The following is a 14,530-nucleotide window of genomic DNA, read 5'->3' on the forward strand; positions in this document are numbered from 1 at the left end:
GAAATCCTCTCAAAGGATGAAAAAGCGTTCGGGACAGACTCTTGCGCCGCCATGCTGAACGGCGTTTGAATGTGAACGAACGGACAGGCTCATCGTTGCCCCATGAACTCACGTAGGTAGCTGTTTTGCGGCGACAAGATGATCTGGGTGTCGCCCTTGCCCTCGCCCTGCGCCAGGAACGTGTTCCGATAGGACTGCATGGCGCGATAGAAGTCGTAGAAGGACGGATCCTTGTTGAACGCCTGGGCATAGATCTGCGCGGCCTGCGCCGCAGCGTTCGCCCGGATGATCTGCGCTTCTTTCAACCCTTGTGCCTTGATCGTTGCGGCTTCCTGGCGGCGCGAAGTCGCCATGCGCTCCAGCGCGCTGTTCAGCGGTGAACCGCTAGGCAGCTCGGTCTGCTTGATGCGGACGTCGACGATCTGCACGCCATATTGGCTGGCGAGCCGCTGAAGCGAGGCCTGGATGTTGTCCATCACTTCGCCGCGCTCCGGGCTGAGCAGGATTTCCGAACGGCGGGTGCCTAGTTCGTTGCGCAGCGACGAGCGCAGCAGCGGCTGGAGTTGGTCGCGCACCCGCTCCTCGCTGCCCACCGTAACCACCATGCGCAGCGGATCGACCACGCGGAAGCGGGCATAGGCGTCGATCTCCAGCCGCAGCTGGTCGGTCGAGAGCACCGGTTCGTTGGGCAGTTCGACATCGAGCACGCGCTTGTCGACCCACACCACACGATCCACGAACGGGATGCGGAAGAACGGTCCGGCCTGGGTGCGGCCATATTGTTCGCCGGCCTTGTACGCGTTGATCGTGCGCAGCGGCTGTTCAAGCCGCAGCACGACGACCTGCTTGGTTTCCGGCACGATCGCGACGGTGCTCAGCACCAGGAACAGCGCGGCGAGCGCCAGGATCGCGAGCGCGATGGGGTTGCGCATCCAGTTCCGGGTCACTTGGCTGCTCCTGCCTGGGGCTCGGCCTGGGGTGCGACCTGCTGCGTCGTGCCGCCACCGCCGCGCATTGTCGGCAGCGGCAGGTACGGAGTCACGCCGGGGGCTTCAACGATCGTCTTGTTGGTGCGCGCCAGAACCTGCTCCATCGTCTCGTAATACATGCGGCGCCGCGTCACTTCGGGCGCGAGCTTGTACTGCTCGTAGATCTTGTCGAACTCGGCCGCCTCGCCCTGTGCCGCGGCGATGATCTGCTGGGCATAGGCGTTGGCGTTGTTCTTGTTGGTCTGCGCTTCCTGCTGGGCGGCGGTGACTTGCTTGAAGTCCTCGTCCACCGCCTGCGGCGCCGCGGCCTTCTGGATCGCCACGCCCTGGATGCGAATGCCTGCGTTGTACTCGTCCAGGATCTGCTGGATGCTCTGCTGCACGCGCGCTTCGATGCGCGAGCGGCCTTCGCCGATCGCCTCGTTGAGCGTGGTGGTGGCGATCACCGCGCGCATCGCGCTCTCGGCGGTGGCGCGCACCGTGTCGGTCGGCCGCGCGATCTGGAACACGTAGTCGGGGGCGCTGCGAATGTCCCAGCGCACCGAATAGGCCAGGTCGACGATATTCTGGTCGCCGGTCAGCATCAGGTTTTCGCCGCTGGTCGGGAAATTCTCGGTGCGGATGTTGGCGACGTCCACCGTCTCGACCATCTGCAAGGGCGCGGGCAGCGTCAGCCGCACGCCCGGAGTGAGCGTGGTGGAATAGCTGCCCAGTGACGTCACCACGCCGCGCTCCCGCGGGCCGATCGGATGGATGCTGGTGTAGAGCACCCAAATGGCGAGCAGCGCGCCGATGACGATCAGCCACAAGCGGCTGCCGCTCGGCATACCGGGCATGCCGCCGCCGCCACGGGCGCGCTTGAGCAGATCCTCCAGCGAGTTGCCGCCGCCGGGCTTGGGCCGGCGTCCCTCAGGTGGGAAGGACCAGGGATTGCGCGGGCCTTTGCCGCCGCCCCCACCGTCATTGCCGCCCCCGTTTCCGGAGCCGCCATTGCCGCTGCCACCGCCGCCGCCCCAGGGGCCGCGGGGAGCCTCGTTTTTCCAAATGGCGGGAAGCGCGCGCCAGCGCAGTAAGTTCACCATGCAAACCTTTATAAGGGTCCCCTCGCGGATTTACAGTGGCGCGGCGCGAATGTGCGCTTATGTCGCCGCGCATGACCACCGCAGCAGAACTCCAGGCGCTGCTCGCGCCGCTGGCCGCGGGCCGCGCGACGGCCCGTTTCGACAATGGACGCGCCGACATCGTGCTCGACGTGACGGGGCTCGCGCCCGCTACCCGTGACGCGCTGGAGGCCGATGTCCGCGCTGCCGCCACTTCGGTGCCGGGTGTCACCGAGGTCCGCGTGCTCCAGACCAGCGAGCGGCGCGTCCGCCGGCTGATCGCCGTGGCGAGCGGGAAGGGCGGGGTGGGCAAGTCCACCGTCGCCGCCAATCTGGCGATCGCGCTGGCCAAGCGCGGGCGGCGCGTCGGGCTGGTCGATGCCGACATCTATGGCCCGTCGCAGCCCAAGCTCCTGTCGGTCGAGGGCATTCGCCCCGAAGCGCGCGACAAGACGATGATCCCGATCCCAACGCGCTTTGGCGTGCCGATGCTGTCGATGGGCGGGCTGGTCGCCGAGGGGCAGGCGGTCGCCTGGCGCGGGCCGATGGCGGGCAGCGCGCTCACCCAGATGGTCGATGCCGATTGGGGCGATGCCGAGCTGCTGATCCTCGACCTGCCGCCCGGCACCGGCGACGTGCAGCTCACCATGATCCAGAAGCACAAGCCGGCCGGCGCGGTGATCGTCTCCACGCCGCAGGATCTGGCGCTGATCGACGCGACGCGGGCGATCGACCTGTTCACCAAGGTCGGCGTGCCGGTGATCGGGCTGATCGAAAACATGTCGGGCTATGCCTGTCCGCATTGCGGCGAAGTGTCGCACCCGTTCGGCGAGGGCGGGGCGGAGCGCGCGGCGGCACGCATGGACCTGCCGTTCCTCGGTCGGGTGCCGCTGGAAATGGCGATACGCCAGGCGTCCGACGCTGGCGAGCCGCCGGCCTGGGGGAACGGGCCGGAGGCGGAGACGTTCGCCGTTCTGGCGGCCAAGCTTGACGAGTGGCTGGCCGCAAACGGAGGCTGAACCATGCCGCTGACGCGCGACGACGATATCAAGCATTTGCTGGAGGAAACCCGCACCATCGCGATGATCGGCGCGTCCGACCGCCCCGATCGGCCGAGCTATGGCGTGATGGCATACCTGCAAAGCCGGGGGTACCGGGTGATCCCGGTCAACCCGCAGATCACCGGCGAGCATGTCCATGGCGAGTTCGTCTTCCGCGAGCTTTCGCAGATCGGCGAACCGATCGACATGGTCGACATCTTCCGCCGCCCCCAGGCCGCCGGCGAGGCGGTGGACGAAGCCATCGCCGCGGGCGCCAAGTCGGTCTGGCTCCAGATCGGTGTGATCAACGAGGAAGCCGCCGCCCGCGCCGAAGCCGCCGGGCTGAAAGTAGTGATGGACCGTTGCCCCAAGATCGACATTCCGCGGTTGGGGGTGGGGAAGGTCGCCTAAAGATTTCCCATTGCCTCTAGCAACCGCTCGACGTCGCGCGCGTCCTGGTAAAGCCCGAAACCGATCCGCAGTACGTCGCCGCGCACGTCGACGATCACGTCCTGCGAATCCAGCGCGTCCTTCCACGCCGCGGCCTGCGGCGAGCGCAACGCCACGAACCGCGCTGGCGATCCCGGGTTGAGCAGTTCGGCCGCGGCCGGCAACGCCGCCAGCACCCGCGCGCGCAGATCGTCGCAATGCGCGCTGATCGCCGCGGTGGTCAGCCCCTCATGCGCCAGCATGTCGCGCACCGCGACGAAGCGGTAGATGCCGGAGGGATCGAACGTCGCGCCCATGAAGCGCATCGCATCGGGCGCATAGCCGACCTTCTCCGGCGGCAGCGACAGATCGTCGAACTCGGCATACCAGCCGGTGATCTCGGGCCGCGCGCCGAAGCCGGGCGGGGCGTGCAGGAACGCGCAGCCTTCACCCGCCATCGCATATTTGTAGCCGCCGGCCATGTAGAACACCCGGTCCGCCACGCCCGACAGATCGGTCGGCACCGCCATGAAGCCGTGATAGCCGTCGATCACCACCCATGGCCCTTCCGGCCGGGCCAGCGCCGCCAGCGCCGCAATATCCTCGAACACGCGGCCGGTGCCGAACTGGACATGGCTGGCGAAGACCAGGTCGTGCTTGCCCCTGGCGGCGCGCTCGGCCAGCTGGTCCATGGGCACACGCTCCACCTTGGCCGCGCCGCTCTCTTCCCAACGCAGACTCTGGCGGCGGAAGCTGTGGAATTCGCCATCGCTTGCCAGGATGCGAAGCGGCCGGCGGGGCAGGGCCGAGGCGATACGCAGCAGCAGCTCGTGCGTGTTCGGCGCGAACACCACCGTGCTCCTGTCCGGCAGGTTCAGCTCGGCGGCGACATGATCCTGCGCGCCGGGCCAGATTTCCTCCATCACCCGCCCCCATTTGCGGTCGGCGAGCCGCGCGGCATCGTCCCAGGCGGCAAGCTGGCCGAGATAGGAGGCGTCGGGCCAGAGGTGATGGCTGTGCGCGGCGAAATGGGTGCGGTCGGGCGCGGCGGCGGTCGCGCGCTGGAACAGATGCTTGTAGCTGGCGCTCACAGTTCGGTCCGCAGCGACCAGAGTTCGGGAAAGGCGCGCTTGGTCAGCGTCGATTCGAGATAGGAAACGCCCGCGGTGCCGCCGGTGCCCATCTTCATGCCGATCACTCGGCTGACGGTCACCACATGCTTGTGCCGCCACGTCGCCATCGCGTCATCGATATCGACCAGCTTTTCGGCGAGCTGGTACAGGTCCCAGTGCGTGGGCGTGTCGCGATAGACCTGCGTCCACGCCGCGCGCACGCCGTCGCTCGGCTGATAAGGCTGGGTCCAGTCGCGCGACAGCGCCGCCCCCGGCAGCGCGAACCCCGCCGCCGCCAGCGCGGCATTGGCATCGTCCCACAGGCTGGGCGTCTGCGCATATTGGGTGCTGAGCGGCCCCGGCACCCCGCCGCCGCGCAGGCCCAGCAGCACCTCGACCGCACGGAACTGGTCGGACTGGAAGCCCGAACTCGGCCCCAGCACTTCGCGGAAGCGCGTGTAATCGCTCGGCGTCATCGTCGCTAGCACGTCCCAGCTCAGCGTCATCACCGCCTGGATCCGGCTGACCCGCGCCAGGTTCTTATACGCCTCGATCAGCTTGCCCGATCGAACCAGATCCTTCGCGAGCAGCAGCTCGGCGATGATCTGCTTGAGCCACAGCTCCTTGGTCTGGTGGATGATGATGAACAGCAGCTCGTCGTGCCGGTCCGACAGCGGGTGCTGCGCGTCGAGCAACTGGTCGAGGGCGAGGTAGCGCCCATAGGTCATGGGTTCGGTCATGGCCGCGATCCTAGGCGCTCCAGACCGCCCGCGCCATGGCGATCACCCGAGCAGGCCGGGCACGCCCCGCCGCCGCTTCCAGTCGAGCGGGACATGGATGCGCTGGTCCCAGCGTCCGTCCCAGTCGGGGTGGAGCCCCTGCGCCTGCAGCGCCGCGACGACGTCGTTGGCCACCTGCAGTGCGGGGCCCTCGCCATCCTCGCACGCGCCATAAGCGAGATACACGCCGCTTCCTTCGACCGCGGCGTCGGTGTCTTGGAAATGGTAGAAGGTGTAGCCATGGGCGGGGAGTCCGGCGTCCTTCGCGGCCTGCACCTCTTCCCAGATCTCGTTGGACCCGCATGTCATACAGCAGGTGAAGTTCTGGCGAGCGATGATCCCGTCTTGCTCCAGCGCGGCAAAGGCGGTGTCGAGCCGGTCGCAATCCGTCACCGCCGGCCAGCTTGCCTCGGCCCGGGCATGTTCGGCCAGTACGTCGCGCAGGATCCTGGGCGCCTCGCGGCGCACCACGACGGGGTCGATCTCCTCCTCGAAATAGTGGGCGAGGTTGGTGAGGATCACATCCTCGTCATCGAACCCGGCCGCGACATCGCGGCGGATCTTGTCGCGCAGATCCGCCAGCGGATCGGCGGCGTCTCCCACGGGCGCGTCGCTTATGGAGGGCGGCGTGGACTCGCTTGCGCGAGCCCAGCCGAACAGTCGGTCAAAGAAGCGCTTCATCTCTGTCTCCAACCGATCGCGAGCGCGCTCAGTCGCGCAGCAGCTCGTTGATCCCGGTCTTGGAACGCGTCTGCGCGTCCACCGTCTTGACGATCACCGCGCAATAGAGCGACGGTCCGCCCTCGGCACCCGGCAGCGATCCCGGCACCACCACGGCATAAGGCGGCACTTCGCCGCGATACACCTTGCCGGTCGCACGATCGACGATCTTGGTCGACGCGCCTAGATACACGCCCATCGACAGCACCGCGCCGTCGCCGACGCGCACGCCTTCGGCCACTTCCGATCGTGCGCCGATGAACGCGCCGTCGCCGATGATCACCGGATCGGCCTGGAGCGGCTCGAGCACGCCGCCAATGCCTGCGCCGCCCGAGATATGAACGTTCCTGCCGATCTGCGCGCAGCTGCCGACCGTCGCCCAGGTATCGACCATGGTGCCTTCACCGACATAGGCGCCGATATTGACGAAGCTGGGCATCAGCACCGCGCCCTTGCCGATGAACGATCCACGGCGCACCACGCTGCCGGGCACCGCCCGGAAGCCTGCCGCGCGGAACGCGGCATCGTCCCAGTCGGCGAACTTGAGCGGCACCTTGTCGAACCAGCCGCCCTGCATCGGCGCATTGTCGTTGAGGCGGAAGCTGAGCAGCACCGCCTTTTTCAGCCACTGGTTGACCTGCCAGCCGTCGCCCACCGGCTCCGCCACGCGCGCTTCGCCGCGGTCGAGCAGTGCCAGCGCTTCGTTCACCGCGTCGCGCACCGCCCCTTGCGTGGTCAGGCCAAGCTCGGCCCGATCTTCCCAGGCGGCGTCGATGGTGGTTTGCAGGTCGCTCAATTCAATCCTCCAAGATGTCGTGCAGCCAGGACCCCAGGTCGCTGACGGTGTAATCGATGAAGCTGCGGTCTTCGTCGGGCGTCTGTTCAGAGCCGTTGTCGATCCACACCGTGACCATGCCGATATCCTTCGCCGGCTTCAGGTTTCGCGCCATGTCCTCGACGAACAGCGACTCCCTTGGGTCGATGCCATAGGCTTGGCACATGCCGGCATAGGCGTCGGGATGCGGTTTGGGCTTGTAGTTGGTGGCGTGGACGTCGTGCACCGCTTCGAAGGTGCGGCCCAGCCCCAGACGGTCGAGCACCTTCTCCGCGTACGGCGCGTCGCCATTGGTGAAGACCAGCTTGCGCCCGGGCAGCCGCGCCAGCGCCTGGATCAGCGCTTCGTTCTGCTCCAGCACGCTCATGTCGACGTCGTGGACGAAATCGAGATAATGATACGGGTCCACCGCATGCTCGGTCATCAGCCCCGACAGGGTGGTGCCGTGCGCGTGGAAATAGCCCTTTTGCACGCGGTGCGCTTCCTCGGGCGAGCAATTTAGCAGCGTGCGGACATATTCCCCGATCCGCGCATCGATCATCGCGAACAGGTTCGCGCTGACCGGATACAGCGTGTTGTCGAGGTCGAAAATCCAGTTGCGGACGTGCGACAGAGCCGGGATCATGACGGGGGGTTAGGCGCGCGCGCGCGGGCTATCAAGCACGTCTTTGTCCGCCGTCGTGACGCACGCGGACGAGTTTCGCTTTGCTCGCGGCGACCAGAACTATCTAGCGCCGCCCCGTCCCGCTTCCCATCTGCGGGCCATGACCGCTTATTCCCTGCTCGACCTCGTCCCCATCGTTCAGGGCGGGACCGCCGCCCAGGCCTTTGCCAATGCCGCCGACCTGGCGAAGCATGCCGAGGATCTCGGCTATTCGCGCTACTGGGTCGCCGAGCATCATGGCATGGAGGGGATCGCCAGCGCCGCGACGGCAGTGGTGATCGGCCATGTCGGCCAGGCGACCAGCCGCATCCGCGTCGGCGCGGGCGGCATCATGCTGCCCAACCATTCGCCGCTTCAGGTGGCCGAGCAGTTCGGCACGCTGGACGCGCTGTTCCCCGGGCGCATCGATCTGGGGCTGGGGCGTGCCCCGGGCTCCGACCAGCGCGTCAGCCGCGCGATCCGCCGCGGCATGGGCGGCAATGGCGAGGAATTCCCGCAGGACGTTCTCGAGCTTCAGGGCTATTTCGCCGACGATCCCAAGCTCGGCATTCGCGCGACGCCCGGCGCCGGCGCGGACGTGAAGCTGTGGATTCTGGGCTCCAGCCTGTTTGGCGCGCAATTGGCGCCGATGCTCGGGCTTCCTTATGCCTTCGCCTCGCATTTCGCACCGGGGCTGATGATGGAGGCGGCGGACACCTATCGCCGCAACTTCCGCCCCTCGTCCGTGCTCGACAAGCCGCATCTGATGCTCGGCTTCAACGTGTTCGCCGCCGACACCGACGAGGAGGCCGAATATCTCGCCACCTCGCAGCAACAGGCGTTCGTCGCGATCCGCACGGGCCAGGCGATCCAGCTCCCGCCGCCGGTGCGCGGTTATCGCGAAAGCCTCGGCGCGCACGGCCAGGCCGCACTCGACCAGTTCTTGTCGGCATCCGCCACGGGCAGCCCGGAAACGGTGCGCCGCGGCCTCGCCGCCTTCATCGAGCAAACGGGCGCCGACGAACTGATGCTTACCAGCGCGATGTTCGACCACCAGGCGCGCCGCCGCAGCATCGGGATCGCGGCGGAGGTGATGCAGGGGCTTTGAAGCGGATAGGGCCGGCGGTGCGCTGACTCGCGGCCGGAACCCGCGCTGCCGCCAGGCGTAGCCAGCGTCGTGCCCGATCCCGTTCTTCTCTGGTTCCGTCAGGACCTTCGCCTTCAGGACCAGCCCGCCCTCCACGCCGCGGTGGAGGCTGGTGCGGTCATCCCGGTCTATATCCTCGATGACGAGACGCCGGGCGATTGGCGGATTGGCGGGGCGCAGCGCTGGTGGCTGCACCACAGCCTGTCCAGCTTGGCGCAAAGCCTGAAGGAAAAGGGCAGCCGCCTGATCCTGCGCCGCGGCCGCGCCCAGGCCGTGCTCCCGGACCTCCTTGCCGAGACGGGTGCGCGTCGGATCCACGCGATAAGCCACTATGAACCCTGGTGGCGCGAGGCCGAGGACGCGCTTGGCGACGCGCTGTGCCTGCATGCCGGCAATCACCTTGCCCCGATCGAGCATATCACCACCGGCGCGGGCCAGCCGTACCGGATTTATTCGTCCTTCTGGCGCGCGCTTCAGCAGTTCCTGCCCCCCGAAGCGCCGCTTGCGGAGCCCGAGCGCATCCCCGGGCCCGACAGATGGCCGGCCAGTGATGCGTTGGCCGATTGGGCGCTGCTGCCGACACGGCCGAACTGGGCAAAGGCGTTCGGCGACGACTGGCGGCCCGGCGAGGCCACGGCACTCGAAAGGGCGGAAGACTGGGCCGAGCGCGTCGGGAGCTATGAGGAAGCGCGCAACCTGCCCACGCAAGCGGAGGGCACGTCCCGCCTGTCGCCGCATCTGCATTTCGGCGAAATCTCGCCGCGCCAACTCTACGCGCAGGTGAGCGGCGCAACCGATGCCGACAAGTTCCTCAAGGAACTCGCCTGGCGCGACTTCACCGACGGCGTCATTCGCGCGCTGCCCGATTATGCCAGCCGCAACGGCCGTCCGAAATATGATGCGCTGCGCTGGCGCACGGGTGAGGACGCGCAGGCCGATCTGAAGGCGTGGCAGACCGGGTGCACCGGCTATCCGATCGTCGACGCCGGCATGCGCCAGCTCTGGGTCAGCGGCTGGATGCACAACCGCGTCCGCATGATCACCGCGAGCTTCCTGGTGAAGCATCTGCTGATCGACTGGCGGGTGGGCGAGCGCTGGTTCTGGGACTGCCTGGTCGACGCCGACTATGGCAACAACGCAGTCAATTGGCAGTGGATCGCCGGGACCGGCATCGACGCCAACATGTTCAGCCGCATCATGGCGCCGCTCAGCCAGTCGGAGAAGTTCGGCGCGGGCGACTATATCCGCCACTGGGTGCCCGAGCTTGCCGGGCTTTCGGACGACGCGATCCACGATCCCGACGCCGCCGGCTGCCGGCCTGCGGACTATCCGGCCAAGATCATCGGCCACCGCGAGGGCCGCGAGCGGGCACTCGCCGCCGCCCGCACGCTCGGCTGAGCCGCAGGGCTAGGCGAGGTCTGCCTGGCCGATCAGCGTCAGCACGTCGCCGATCAGCACCCGCATCGCCGCGCGTGCCCGCTCCGGATCGCGCGCCGCGATCGCGTCGCGCACGGCGGCATGTTCGGCCAGGCTGGCAGTGTGCCCCTTGATCCGGTTGGTGAAGCGGATCGAAGTGCGCAGCGCCGTGCTCACCACGTCGCGGAACTGGGCATAAAAGGGGTTTTCCGACGCGCGCAGGATCGCGACGTGAAAGGCGATGTCGGCGTCGAGTGGATCGTCGTCGCCGCGCTCGGCGGCTTCCATCCGGTCGAGTCCGGACGAAATCGCGCGCAGATCGTCCGCGCTCGCCACGCGCGCCGCCAGCGCCGCAGCTTCGGGCTCGATCGCCACGCGCAGCTCGTTGAACTGGCGCAGCAGATCGATCGAGAATTTGCGTTCCAGCAGCCAGCGCAGCACATCGGTGTCGAACAGGTTCCAGTTCTGCGACGGCTGCACCACCGTGCCCTGGCGTGGACGGGCGCTCAGCAGCCCCTTGGCGGTGAGCATTTTCACCGCTTCGCGCGTCACCGAGCGGCTGACGCCGTGCTGTTTCGCCAGTTCCGCCTCAGTCGGGAACACTTCCTGCTCATAGTGCCCGGTGACGATGGCGCGCCCCAAGCTGTCGAGCATGCCATAGGTCAGGTTTCGCCCCAGCTGCGGACGCTCGGCGCGGCTTCCCAGGCTTGGATAATTGGTGGCCATGGCCTTGTTCAAACCCTCTTCCACTGCGGGGATCGTTCGCGCGGACCCGCATTTTTGACGCACGTTAGCGGTATGGCGTCGCTGGACAAGGCAAATAAATACGATAAATGAACAGCAGCGGCTCGGCTTGCCGCAATCATGACGCGGATAGCCCGGCACAAGCCGGCGGCGCGGGCACCTTAGGGGAAGGACGCCATGACCAGTCTCTCGCAGATCGATCTGATCGTCGTCATCGTGTACGCGATCGGCATATTCGGGCTCGCCCAATGGGTCAGCCGCGAAAAGGCGGGTCACGCCAAGGACACGTCCGATTATTTCCTCGCGTCCAAGTCGCTCCCCTGGTGGGCGATCGGCGCGTCGCTGATCGCGGCCAACATCTCGGCCGAACAGATCGTCGGCATGTCGGGATCGGGCTATGCCATTGGCCTCGCGATCGCGTCGTACGAGTGGATGGCCGCGCTCACGCTGCTGATCGTCGGCAAGTTCTTCCTGCCGATCTTCCTGCGTAACGAGATCTATACGATGCCGCAGTTCCTGGAGCAGCGGTACGGGAAGATCCTGCCGGTGCTGATGGCGGTGTTCTGGCTCGCGCTCTATGTGTTCGTGAACCTCACCTCGATCATCTGGCTCGGCTCGATCGCGGTCAACAAGGTGGCCGGCGTCGACCAGGACGCCGCGCTGATTGCGCTCGGCGCGTTTGCGCTGCTCTATCAGCTGTACGGCGGGCTCAAGGCCGTCGCGCTGACCGACATCGTCCAGGTCACGTTGCTGGTGCTGGGCGGCCTCGTCATCTCGTATCTGACCCTGAACGAGATCAGCGGAGGGCAGGGCGTGATCGCCGGCTTCGGCGTCCTCACCGATCGCGTCCCCGGCCACTTCGACATGATCCTGTCGAGCGATCACCCCTTCTACAAGGATCTGCCCGGCATCTCGGTGCTGGTCGGCGGCATGTGGATCGCCAACCTCTCTTATTGGGGCTTCAACCAGTATATCATCCAGCGCGCGCTCGCGGCCAAGAACCTGGGCGAGGCGCAAAAGGGCGTGGTGTTCGCCGCGTATTTGAAGCTCATCATGCCGGTGATCATCGTGCTCCCGGGAATCGCCGCGGTGATCCTGGCGCCCGAGCTGGGCAAGCCCGACGAAGCCTATCCCACGATGATGCGCCTGCTGGCGCCCGGACTGCTCGGTCTGGTGTTCGCAGCGTTGATCGCCGCGATCATCGCCTCGACCGCGTCCAAGATCAATTCGATCGCGACCATCTTCACCCTGGACCTCTATGCCAAGGGCCGCGGCATCAATACGCGCGGGGAGAACGGCACCGGCGTTGAGGGACAGGAAAAGCACCTCGTGCTTGTTGGCCGCATCGTCGCCGCCGTGGCGGTGGTGATCGCGCTGATCGCCGCGCGTCCGCTGATCGGCCAGTCGGATCAGGCCTTCCAGTTCATCCAGGAATTCTCCGGCTTCTTCACGCCGGGCATCACCGTGATCTTCCTGCTCGGCCTGTTCTGGAAGGGCGCGCGCGAATGGGGCGCGATCGTCGCCGCGATTGCATCGGTATTGCTTTCCTATGCGTTCAAGGTCGGCATGCCGGACTTCCCTTTCATGAACCGCATGGGCCTCGTCTTCCTGATCAGCCTGGCGCTGGCGGTGATCGTCTCGCTGGTGGTCAAGGGACGCGGCGACGCCAACCGAGTCACGATGGAAGGCGTCAGCTTCGGCACCCCGGCGACGTTCAATATCGCAGGGGTCGGCGTGATCCTGATCCTGATCGCACTCTACGCAACCTGGTGGTGAACTGATGTCGGTGTTCGGTGCGCGTTTCCTGGCGGTCGATTGGGGTACCACCAATCGCCGCGTCTTCCTGATCGAAGACGGGCAAGTCGCCCGCACCGAACGCGACGATCGCGGCGTGACCGCCGTGACCCCCGGCGACTTCGACCAGGAAGCGGCGGGCATCCGCGAGCGCTTCGGCGACCTGCCGATGCTGCTCGCCGGCATGGTCGGCTCCACCATCGGCTGGCAGGTGGCGCCCTATGTCGCGGCACCTGCGGGCGTACCCGAGCTTGCCGCCGGCCTGGTCTGGATCGATGATCGTACCGCCATCGTGCCCGGCATCTCCACCCTGATCGCCGGACGGCCTGACGTCATGCGCGGCGAGGAAGTCCAACTGCTCGGCGCGGTCGCCGCGGGCCTTGTCCCCGACGACGCGCTGCTCGCCCAGCCCGGCACGCACTGCAAATGGGTGTATATGGCCGGCGGCCGGGTCGCCGATTTCACCACCGCGATGACCGGCGAGCTGTTCGCGCTTTTGAAGAAGCACGGCCTGCTCGCATCTCAGCTTACCGCGGAGGTGACGCCCGGCACTGCGTTTCTGGAAGGGGTAGAGGAAGGCCGCCGCCGCGATCTCGCCGCGTCCTTGTTTGGCATTCGCGCCGCCAAGATGCTGGGCACGCGCGAGGATGCGGACGCCGCGGCTTTTGCCTCGGGCCTGCTGATCGGTGCCGATGTCGCCGCGCGGCTCGAGACCAGCGGCCACGACACTGTCCACATCCTCGCCGATCCGATGCTCGGCGGGCTGTACGCCGCGGCAATTGAAGCCCAAGGTCGCACCGCCCATTTAGTTGACAGCCACGCCGCGTTCGTCGCCGGCATCAACGAGATCGCAAAACAATGAGCCATATCACCGCCTTCGACGCCGCCTTCGCGCGCTGCCCGCTGATCGCCATTCTGCGCGGGGTGAAGCCCGATGAAGTCGATGGCATCGGTGAGGCGCTGGTCGAGGCCGGCTTCACCCTGATCGAAGTGCCGATGAACTCGCCCGATCCGCTCAACAGCGTCGCGCGCCTCGCCAAGCGCTTCGAGGGGCGGGCGATCATCGGCGCCGGCACGGTACTCAACGTCGATCAGGTCGAGGCGGTCCGCGCCGCCGGGGGCACCATGATCATCTCCCCGAACGCCAACACGCAGGTGATCGCCGCCAGCGCCGCCGCGGGCCTGGTCTCGCTCCCCGGCGTCGCGACGCCGACCGAGGCCTTTGCCGCCATCGACGCCGGCGCTACCGCGCTCAAGCTGTTCCCGGCAGAGGCTGCCAGCCCAAGCGTGCTCAAGGCAATGCGCGCCGTCCTCCCCAAGGACATGCGCCTGCTGCCGGTCGGCGGCATCGCTCCCGACAATATGGGCCCCTGGCGCGAAGCCGGCGCCACCGGTTTCGGTCTGGGTTCGGCGCTGTATAAGGTCGGCCTCACCGCCGACCAGGTCGGCGCCAATGCCCGCGCCTTTGTTGCTGCCCTGGCCTGAGGAAAAGTTCGATGCGCTACGCCGTTCTAGCCGCCACGCTTGCGCTCGCCGCCTGCGGTGAAACCGCCACGCCCAATGCGTCGGTCGACAACACGACTTCCGGCGAACAGGCCAACGACATCGCCGCCGATCCCTTTGGCGCCACCGGCGCGCCCGGCGCGGACTTGACCGACAACGGGGTCAATGACGGCGCGGCTGGCCTGGACGCCGACCGGGCACAGAACGCAACCGAGTAACCAGGTCCTTTCCGGAAGGGGGGCGGGGGATCAGCAAAGCTGGTGGAGAGGTAGTCTCTGC

16 protein-coding genes are annotated in these 14,530 nt (G+C 67.1%); 8 read left to right on the forward strand and 8 right to left on the reverse strand.

Annotated features, from left to right (window positions below; all coding sequences use genetic code 11):
• Positions 1 to 89: 89 nt before the first annotated feature.
• Both hflC and hflK read right to left on the reverse strand, forming a co-directional pair.
• Positions 90 to 932 (reverse strand): protease modulator HflC, encoded by an 843-nt coding sequence (gene hflC, locus FHT02_RS16940; protein ID WP_184090506.1) that lies wholly within the window; start codon positions 930 to 932, stop codon positions 90 to 92.
• A gap of 11 nt (positions 933 to 943) precedes the next feature.
• On the reverse strand, positions 944 to 2,071 hold the full coding sequence (hflK, locus tag FHT02_RS16945; protein WP_184090428.1) for a protease modulator HflK: 1,128 nt from the start codon (positions 2,069 to 2,071) through the stop codon (positions 944 to 946).
• Positions 2,072 to 2,142: 71 nt separating this feature from the next.
• On the opposite strand from hflK, the gene FHT02_RS16950 reads away from it, so the two are divergent.
• Both FHT02_RS16950 and FHT02_RS16955 read left to right on the forward strand, forming a co-directional pair.
• The gene (locus tag FHT02_RS16950; protein WP_184090431.1) at positions 2,143 to 3,108 is read left to right on the forward strand and encodes an Mrp/NBP35 family ATP-binding protein; all 966 of its coding nucleotides are present in this window, start codon (positions 2,143 to 2,145) and stop codon (positions 3,106 to 3,108) included.
• Positions 3,109 to 3,111: 3 nt separating this feature from the next.
• Positions 3,112 to 3,540, forward strand: a complete 429-nt coding sequence (locus FHT02_RS16955) for a CoA-binding protein (RefSeq protein ID WP_184090434.1) — start codon at positions 3,112 to 3,114, stop codon at positions 3,538 to 3,540.
• Here the strand turns inward: FHT02_RS16955 and FHT02_RS16960 are convergent.
• From FHT02_RS16960 to FHT02_RS16980, 5 genes are read right to left on the reverse strand one after another with little or no spacing between them, the layout of a single operon-like run.
• Positions 3,537 to 4,649, reverse strand: coding sequence for an aminotransferase class V-fold PLP-dependent enzyme (locus FHT02_RS16960; protein WP_343056980.1), 1,113 nt, complete (start codon positions 4,647 to 4,649; stop codon positions 3,537 to 3,539). The two genes, FHT02_RS16955 and FHT02_RS16960, sit on opposite strands and share 4 nt — an antisense overlap.
• Positions 4,646 to 5,410 carry a tryptophan 2,3-dioxygenase gene (locus tag FHT02_RS16965; RefSeq protein WP_184090437.1) on the reverse strand — a complete coding sequence of 255 codons (765 nt, stop codon included), beginning with the start codon at positions 5,408 to 5,410 and terminating at the stop codon, positions 4,646 to 4,648. Before FHT02_RS16965 ends, FHT02_RS16960 begins: the two co-directional genes overlap by 4 nt.
• Before the next feature lie 42 nt (positions 5,411 to 5,452).
• On the reverse strand, positions 5,453 to 6,130 hold the full coding sequence (locus tag FHT02_RS16970) for a DUF6891 domain-containing protein (RefSeq protein WP_184090441.1): 678 nt from the start codon (positions 6,128 to 6,130) through the stop codon (positions 5,453 to 5,455).
• Positions 6,131 to 6,158: 28 nt separating this feature from the next.
• On the reverse strand, positions 6,159 to 6,965 hold the full coding sequence (gene dapD / locus FHT02_RS16975) for a 2,3,4,5-tetrahydropyridine-2,6-dicarboxylate N-succinyltransferase (protein WP_184090444.1): 807 nt from the start codon (positions 6,963 to 6,965) through the stop codon (positions 6,159 to 6,161).
• Between the two features lies 1 nt (position 6,966).
• The gene (locus FHT02_RS16980) at positions 6,967 to 7,629 is read right to left on the reverse strand and encodes a pyrimidine 5'-nucleotidase (RefSeq protein WP_184090447.1); all 663 of its coding nucleotides are present in this window, start codon (positions 7,627 to 7,629) and stop codon (positions 6,967 to 6,969) included.
• A gap of 139 nt (positions 7,630 to 7,768) precedes the next feature.
• Between FHT02_RS16980 and FHT02_RS16985 the strand changes: the two genes are divergently transcribed.
• Together FHT02_RS16985 and FHT02_RS16990 are read left to right on the forward strand one after the other, a co-directional pair.
• Positions 7,769 to 8,755 (forward strand): LLM class flavin-dependent oxidoreductase, encoded by a 987-nt coding sequence (locus FHT02_RS16985; protein ID WP_184090450.1) that lies wholly within the window; start codon positions 7,769 to 7,771, stop codon positions 8,753 to 8,755.
• 69 nt (positions 8,756 to 8,824) lie between these two features.
• Positions 8,825 to 10,192, forward strand: coding sequence for an FAD-binding domain-containing protein (locus FHT02_RS16990; protein WP_184090453.1), 1,368 nt, complete (start codon positions 8,825 to 8,827; stop codon positions 10,190 to 10,192).
• Between the two features lie 9 nt (positions 10,193 to 10,201).
• Here FHT02_RS16990 and FHT02_RS16995 read toward each other — a convergent pair whose 3' ends face one another.
• Positions 10,202 to 10,936 (reverse strand): FadR/GntR family transcriptional regulator, encoded by a 735-nt coding sequence (locus FHT02_RS16995; RefSeq protein ID WP_184090513.1) that lies wholly within the window; start codon positions 10,934 to 10,936, stop codon positions 10,202 to 10,204.
• Between the two features lie 195 nt (positions 10,937 to 11,131).
• Between FHT02_RS16995 and FHT02_RS17000 the strand changes: the two genes are divergently transcribed.
• From FHT02_RS17000 to FHT02_RS17015, 4 genes are read left to right on the forward strand one after another with little or no spacing between them, the layout of a single operon-like run.
• Positions 11,132 to 12,730: a sodium/sugar symporter gene (locus FHT02_RS17000; protein ID WP_184090456.1), complete on the forward strand. Its 1,599-nt coding sequence runs from the start codon at positions 11,132 to 11,134 to the stop codon at positions 12,728 to 12,730.
• A gap of 4 nt (positions 12,731 to 12,734) precedes the next feature.
• Positions 12,735 to 13,610: a 2-dehydro-3-deoxygalactonokinase gene (locus FHT02_RS17005; RefSeq protein WP_184090459.1), complete on the forward strand. Its 876-nt coding sequence runs from the start codon at positions 12,735 to 12,737 to the stop codon at positions 13,608 to 13,610.
• Positions 13,607 to 14,233 (forward strand): 2-dehydro-3-deoxy-6-phosphogalactonate aldolase, encoded by a 627-nt coding sequence (locus tag FHT02_RS17010; protein WP_184090462.1) that lies wholly within the window; start codon positions 13,607 to 13,609, stop codon positions 14,231 to 14,233. Before FHT02_RS17005 ends, FHT02_RS17010 begins: the two co-directional genes overlap by 4 nt.
• Positions 14,234 to 14,244: 11 nt before the next feature.
• The gene (locus FHT02_RS17015; RefSeq protein WP_184090465.1) at positions 14,245 to 14,469 is read left to right on the forward strand and encodes a hypothetical protein; all 225 of its coding nucleotides are present in this window, start codon (positions 14,245 to 14,247) and stop codon (positions 14,467 to 14,469) included.
• Positions 14,470 to 14,530: the final 61 nt, after the last annotated feature.

This window comes from Sphingomonas xinjiangensis (assembly GCF_014199255.1).
GTDB lineage: Bacteria > Pseudomonadota > Alphaproteobacteria > Sphingomonadales > Sphingomonadaceae > Sphingomonas > Sphingomonas xinjiangensis.

Excerpts from the sequence above, each read along its gene's own strand:
- hflC (WP_184090506.1), bottom strand. The coding sequence starts at position 932 with ATGCGCAACCCCATCGCGCTCGCGATCCTGGCGCTCGCCGCGCTGTTC.
- hflK (WP_184090428.1), bottom strand. The coding sequence starts at position 2,071 with ATGGTGAACTTACTGCGCTGGCGCGCGCTTCCCGCCATTTGGAAAAAC.
- FHT02_RS16950 (WP_184090431.1), top strand. The coding sequence starts at position 2,143 with ATGACCACCGCAGCAGAACTCCAGGCGCTGCTCGCGCCGCTGGCCGCG.
- FHT02_RS16955 (WP_184090434.1), top strand. The coding sequence starts at position 3,112 with ATGCCGCTGACGCGCGACGACGATATCAAGCATTTGCTGGAGGAAACC.
- FHT02_RS16965 (WP_184090437.1), bottom strand. The coding sequence starts at position 5,410 with ATGACCGAACCCATGACCTATGGGCGCTACCTCGCCCTCGACCAGTTG.
- FHT02_RS16970 (WP_184090441.1), bottom strand. The coding sequence starts at position 6,130 with ATGAAGCGCTTCTTTGACCGACTGTTCGGCTGGGCTCGCGCAAGCGAG.
- FHT02_RS16980 (WP_184090447.1), bottom strand. The coding sequence starts at position 7,629 with ATGATCCCGGCTCTGTCGCACGTCCGCAACTGGATTTTCGACCTCGAC.
- FHT02_RS16985 (WP_184090450.1), top strand. The coding sequence starts at position 7,769 with ATGACCGCTTATTCCCTGCTCGACCTCGTCCCCATCGTTCAGGGCGGG.
- FHT02_RS16995 (WP_184090513.1), bottom strand. The coding sequence starts at position 10,936 with ATGGCCACCAATTATCCAAGCCTGGGAAGCCGCGCCGAGCGTCCGCAG.
- FHT02_RS17000 (WP_184090456.1), top strand. The coding sequence starts at position 11,132 with ATGACCAGTCTCTCGCAGATCGATCTGATCGTCGTCATCGTGTACGCG.
- FHT02_RS17005 (WP_184090459.1), top strand. The coding sequence starts at position 12,735 with ATGTCGGTGTTCGGTGCGCGTTTCCTGGCGGTCGATTGGGGTACCACC.
- FHT02_RS17010 (WP_184090462.1), top strand. The coding sequence starts at position 13,607 with ATGAGCCATATCACCGCCTTCGACGCCGCCTTCGCGCGCTGCCCGCTG.
- FHT02_RS17015 (WP_184090465.1), top strand. The coding sequence starts at position 14,245 with ATGCGCTACGCCGTTCTAGCCGCCACGCTTGCGCTCGCCGCCTGCGGT.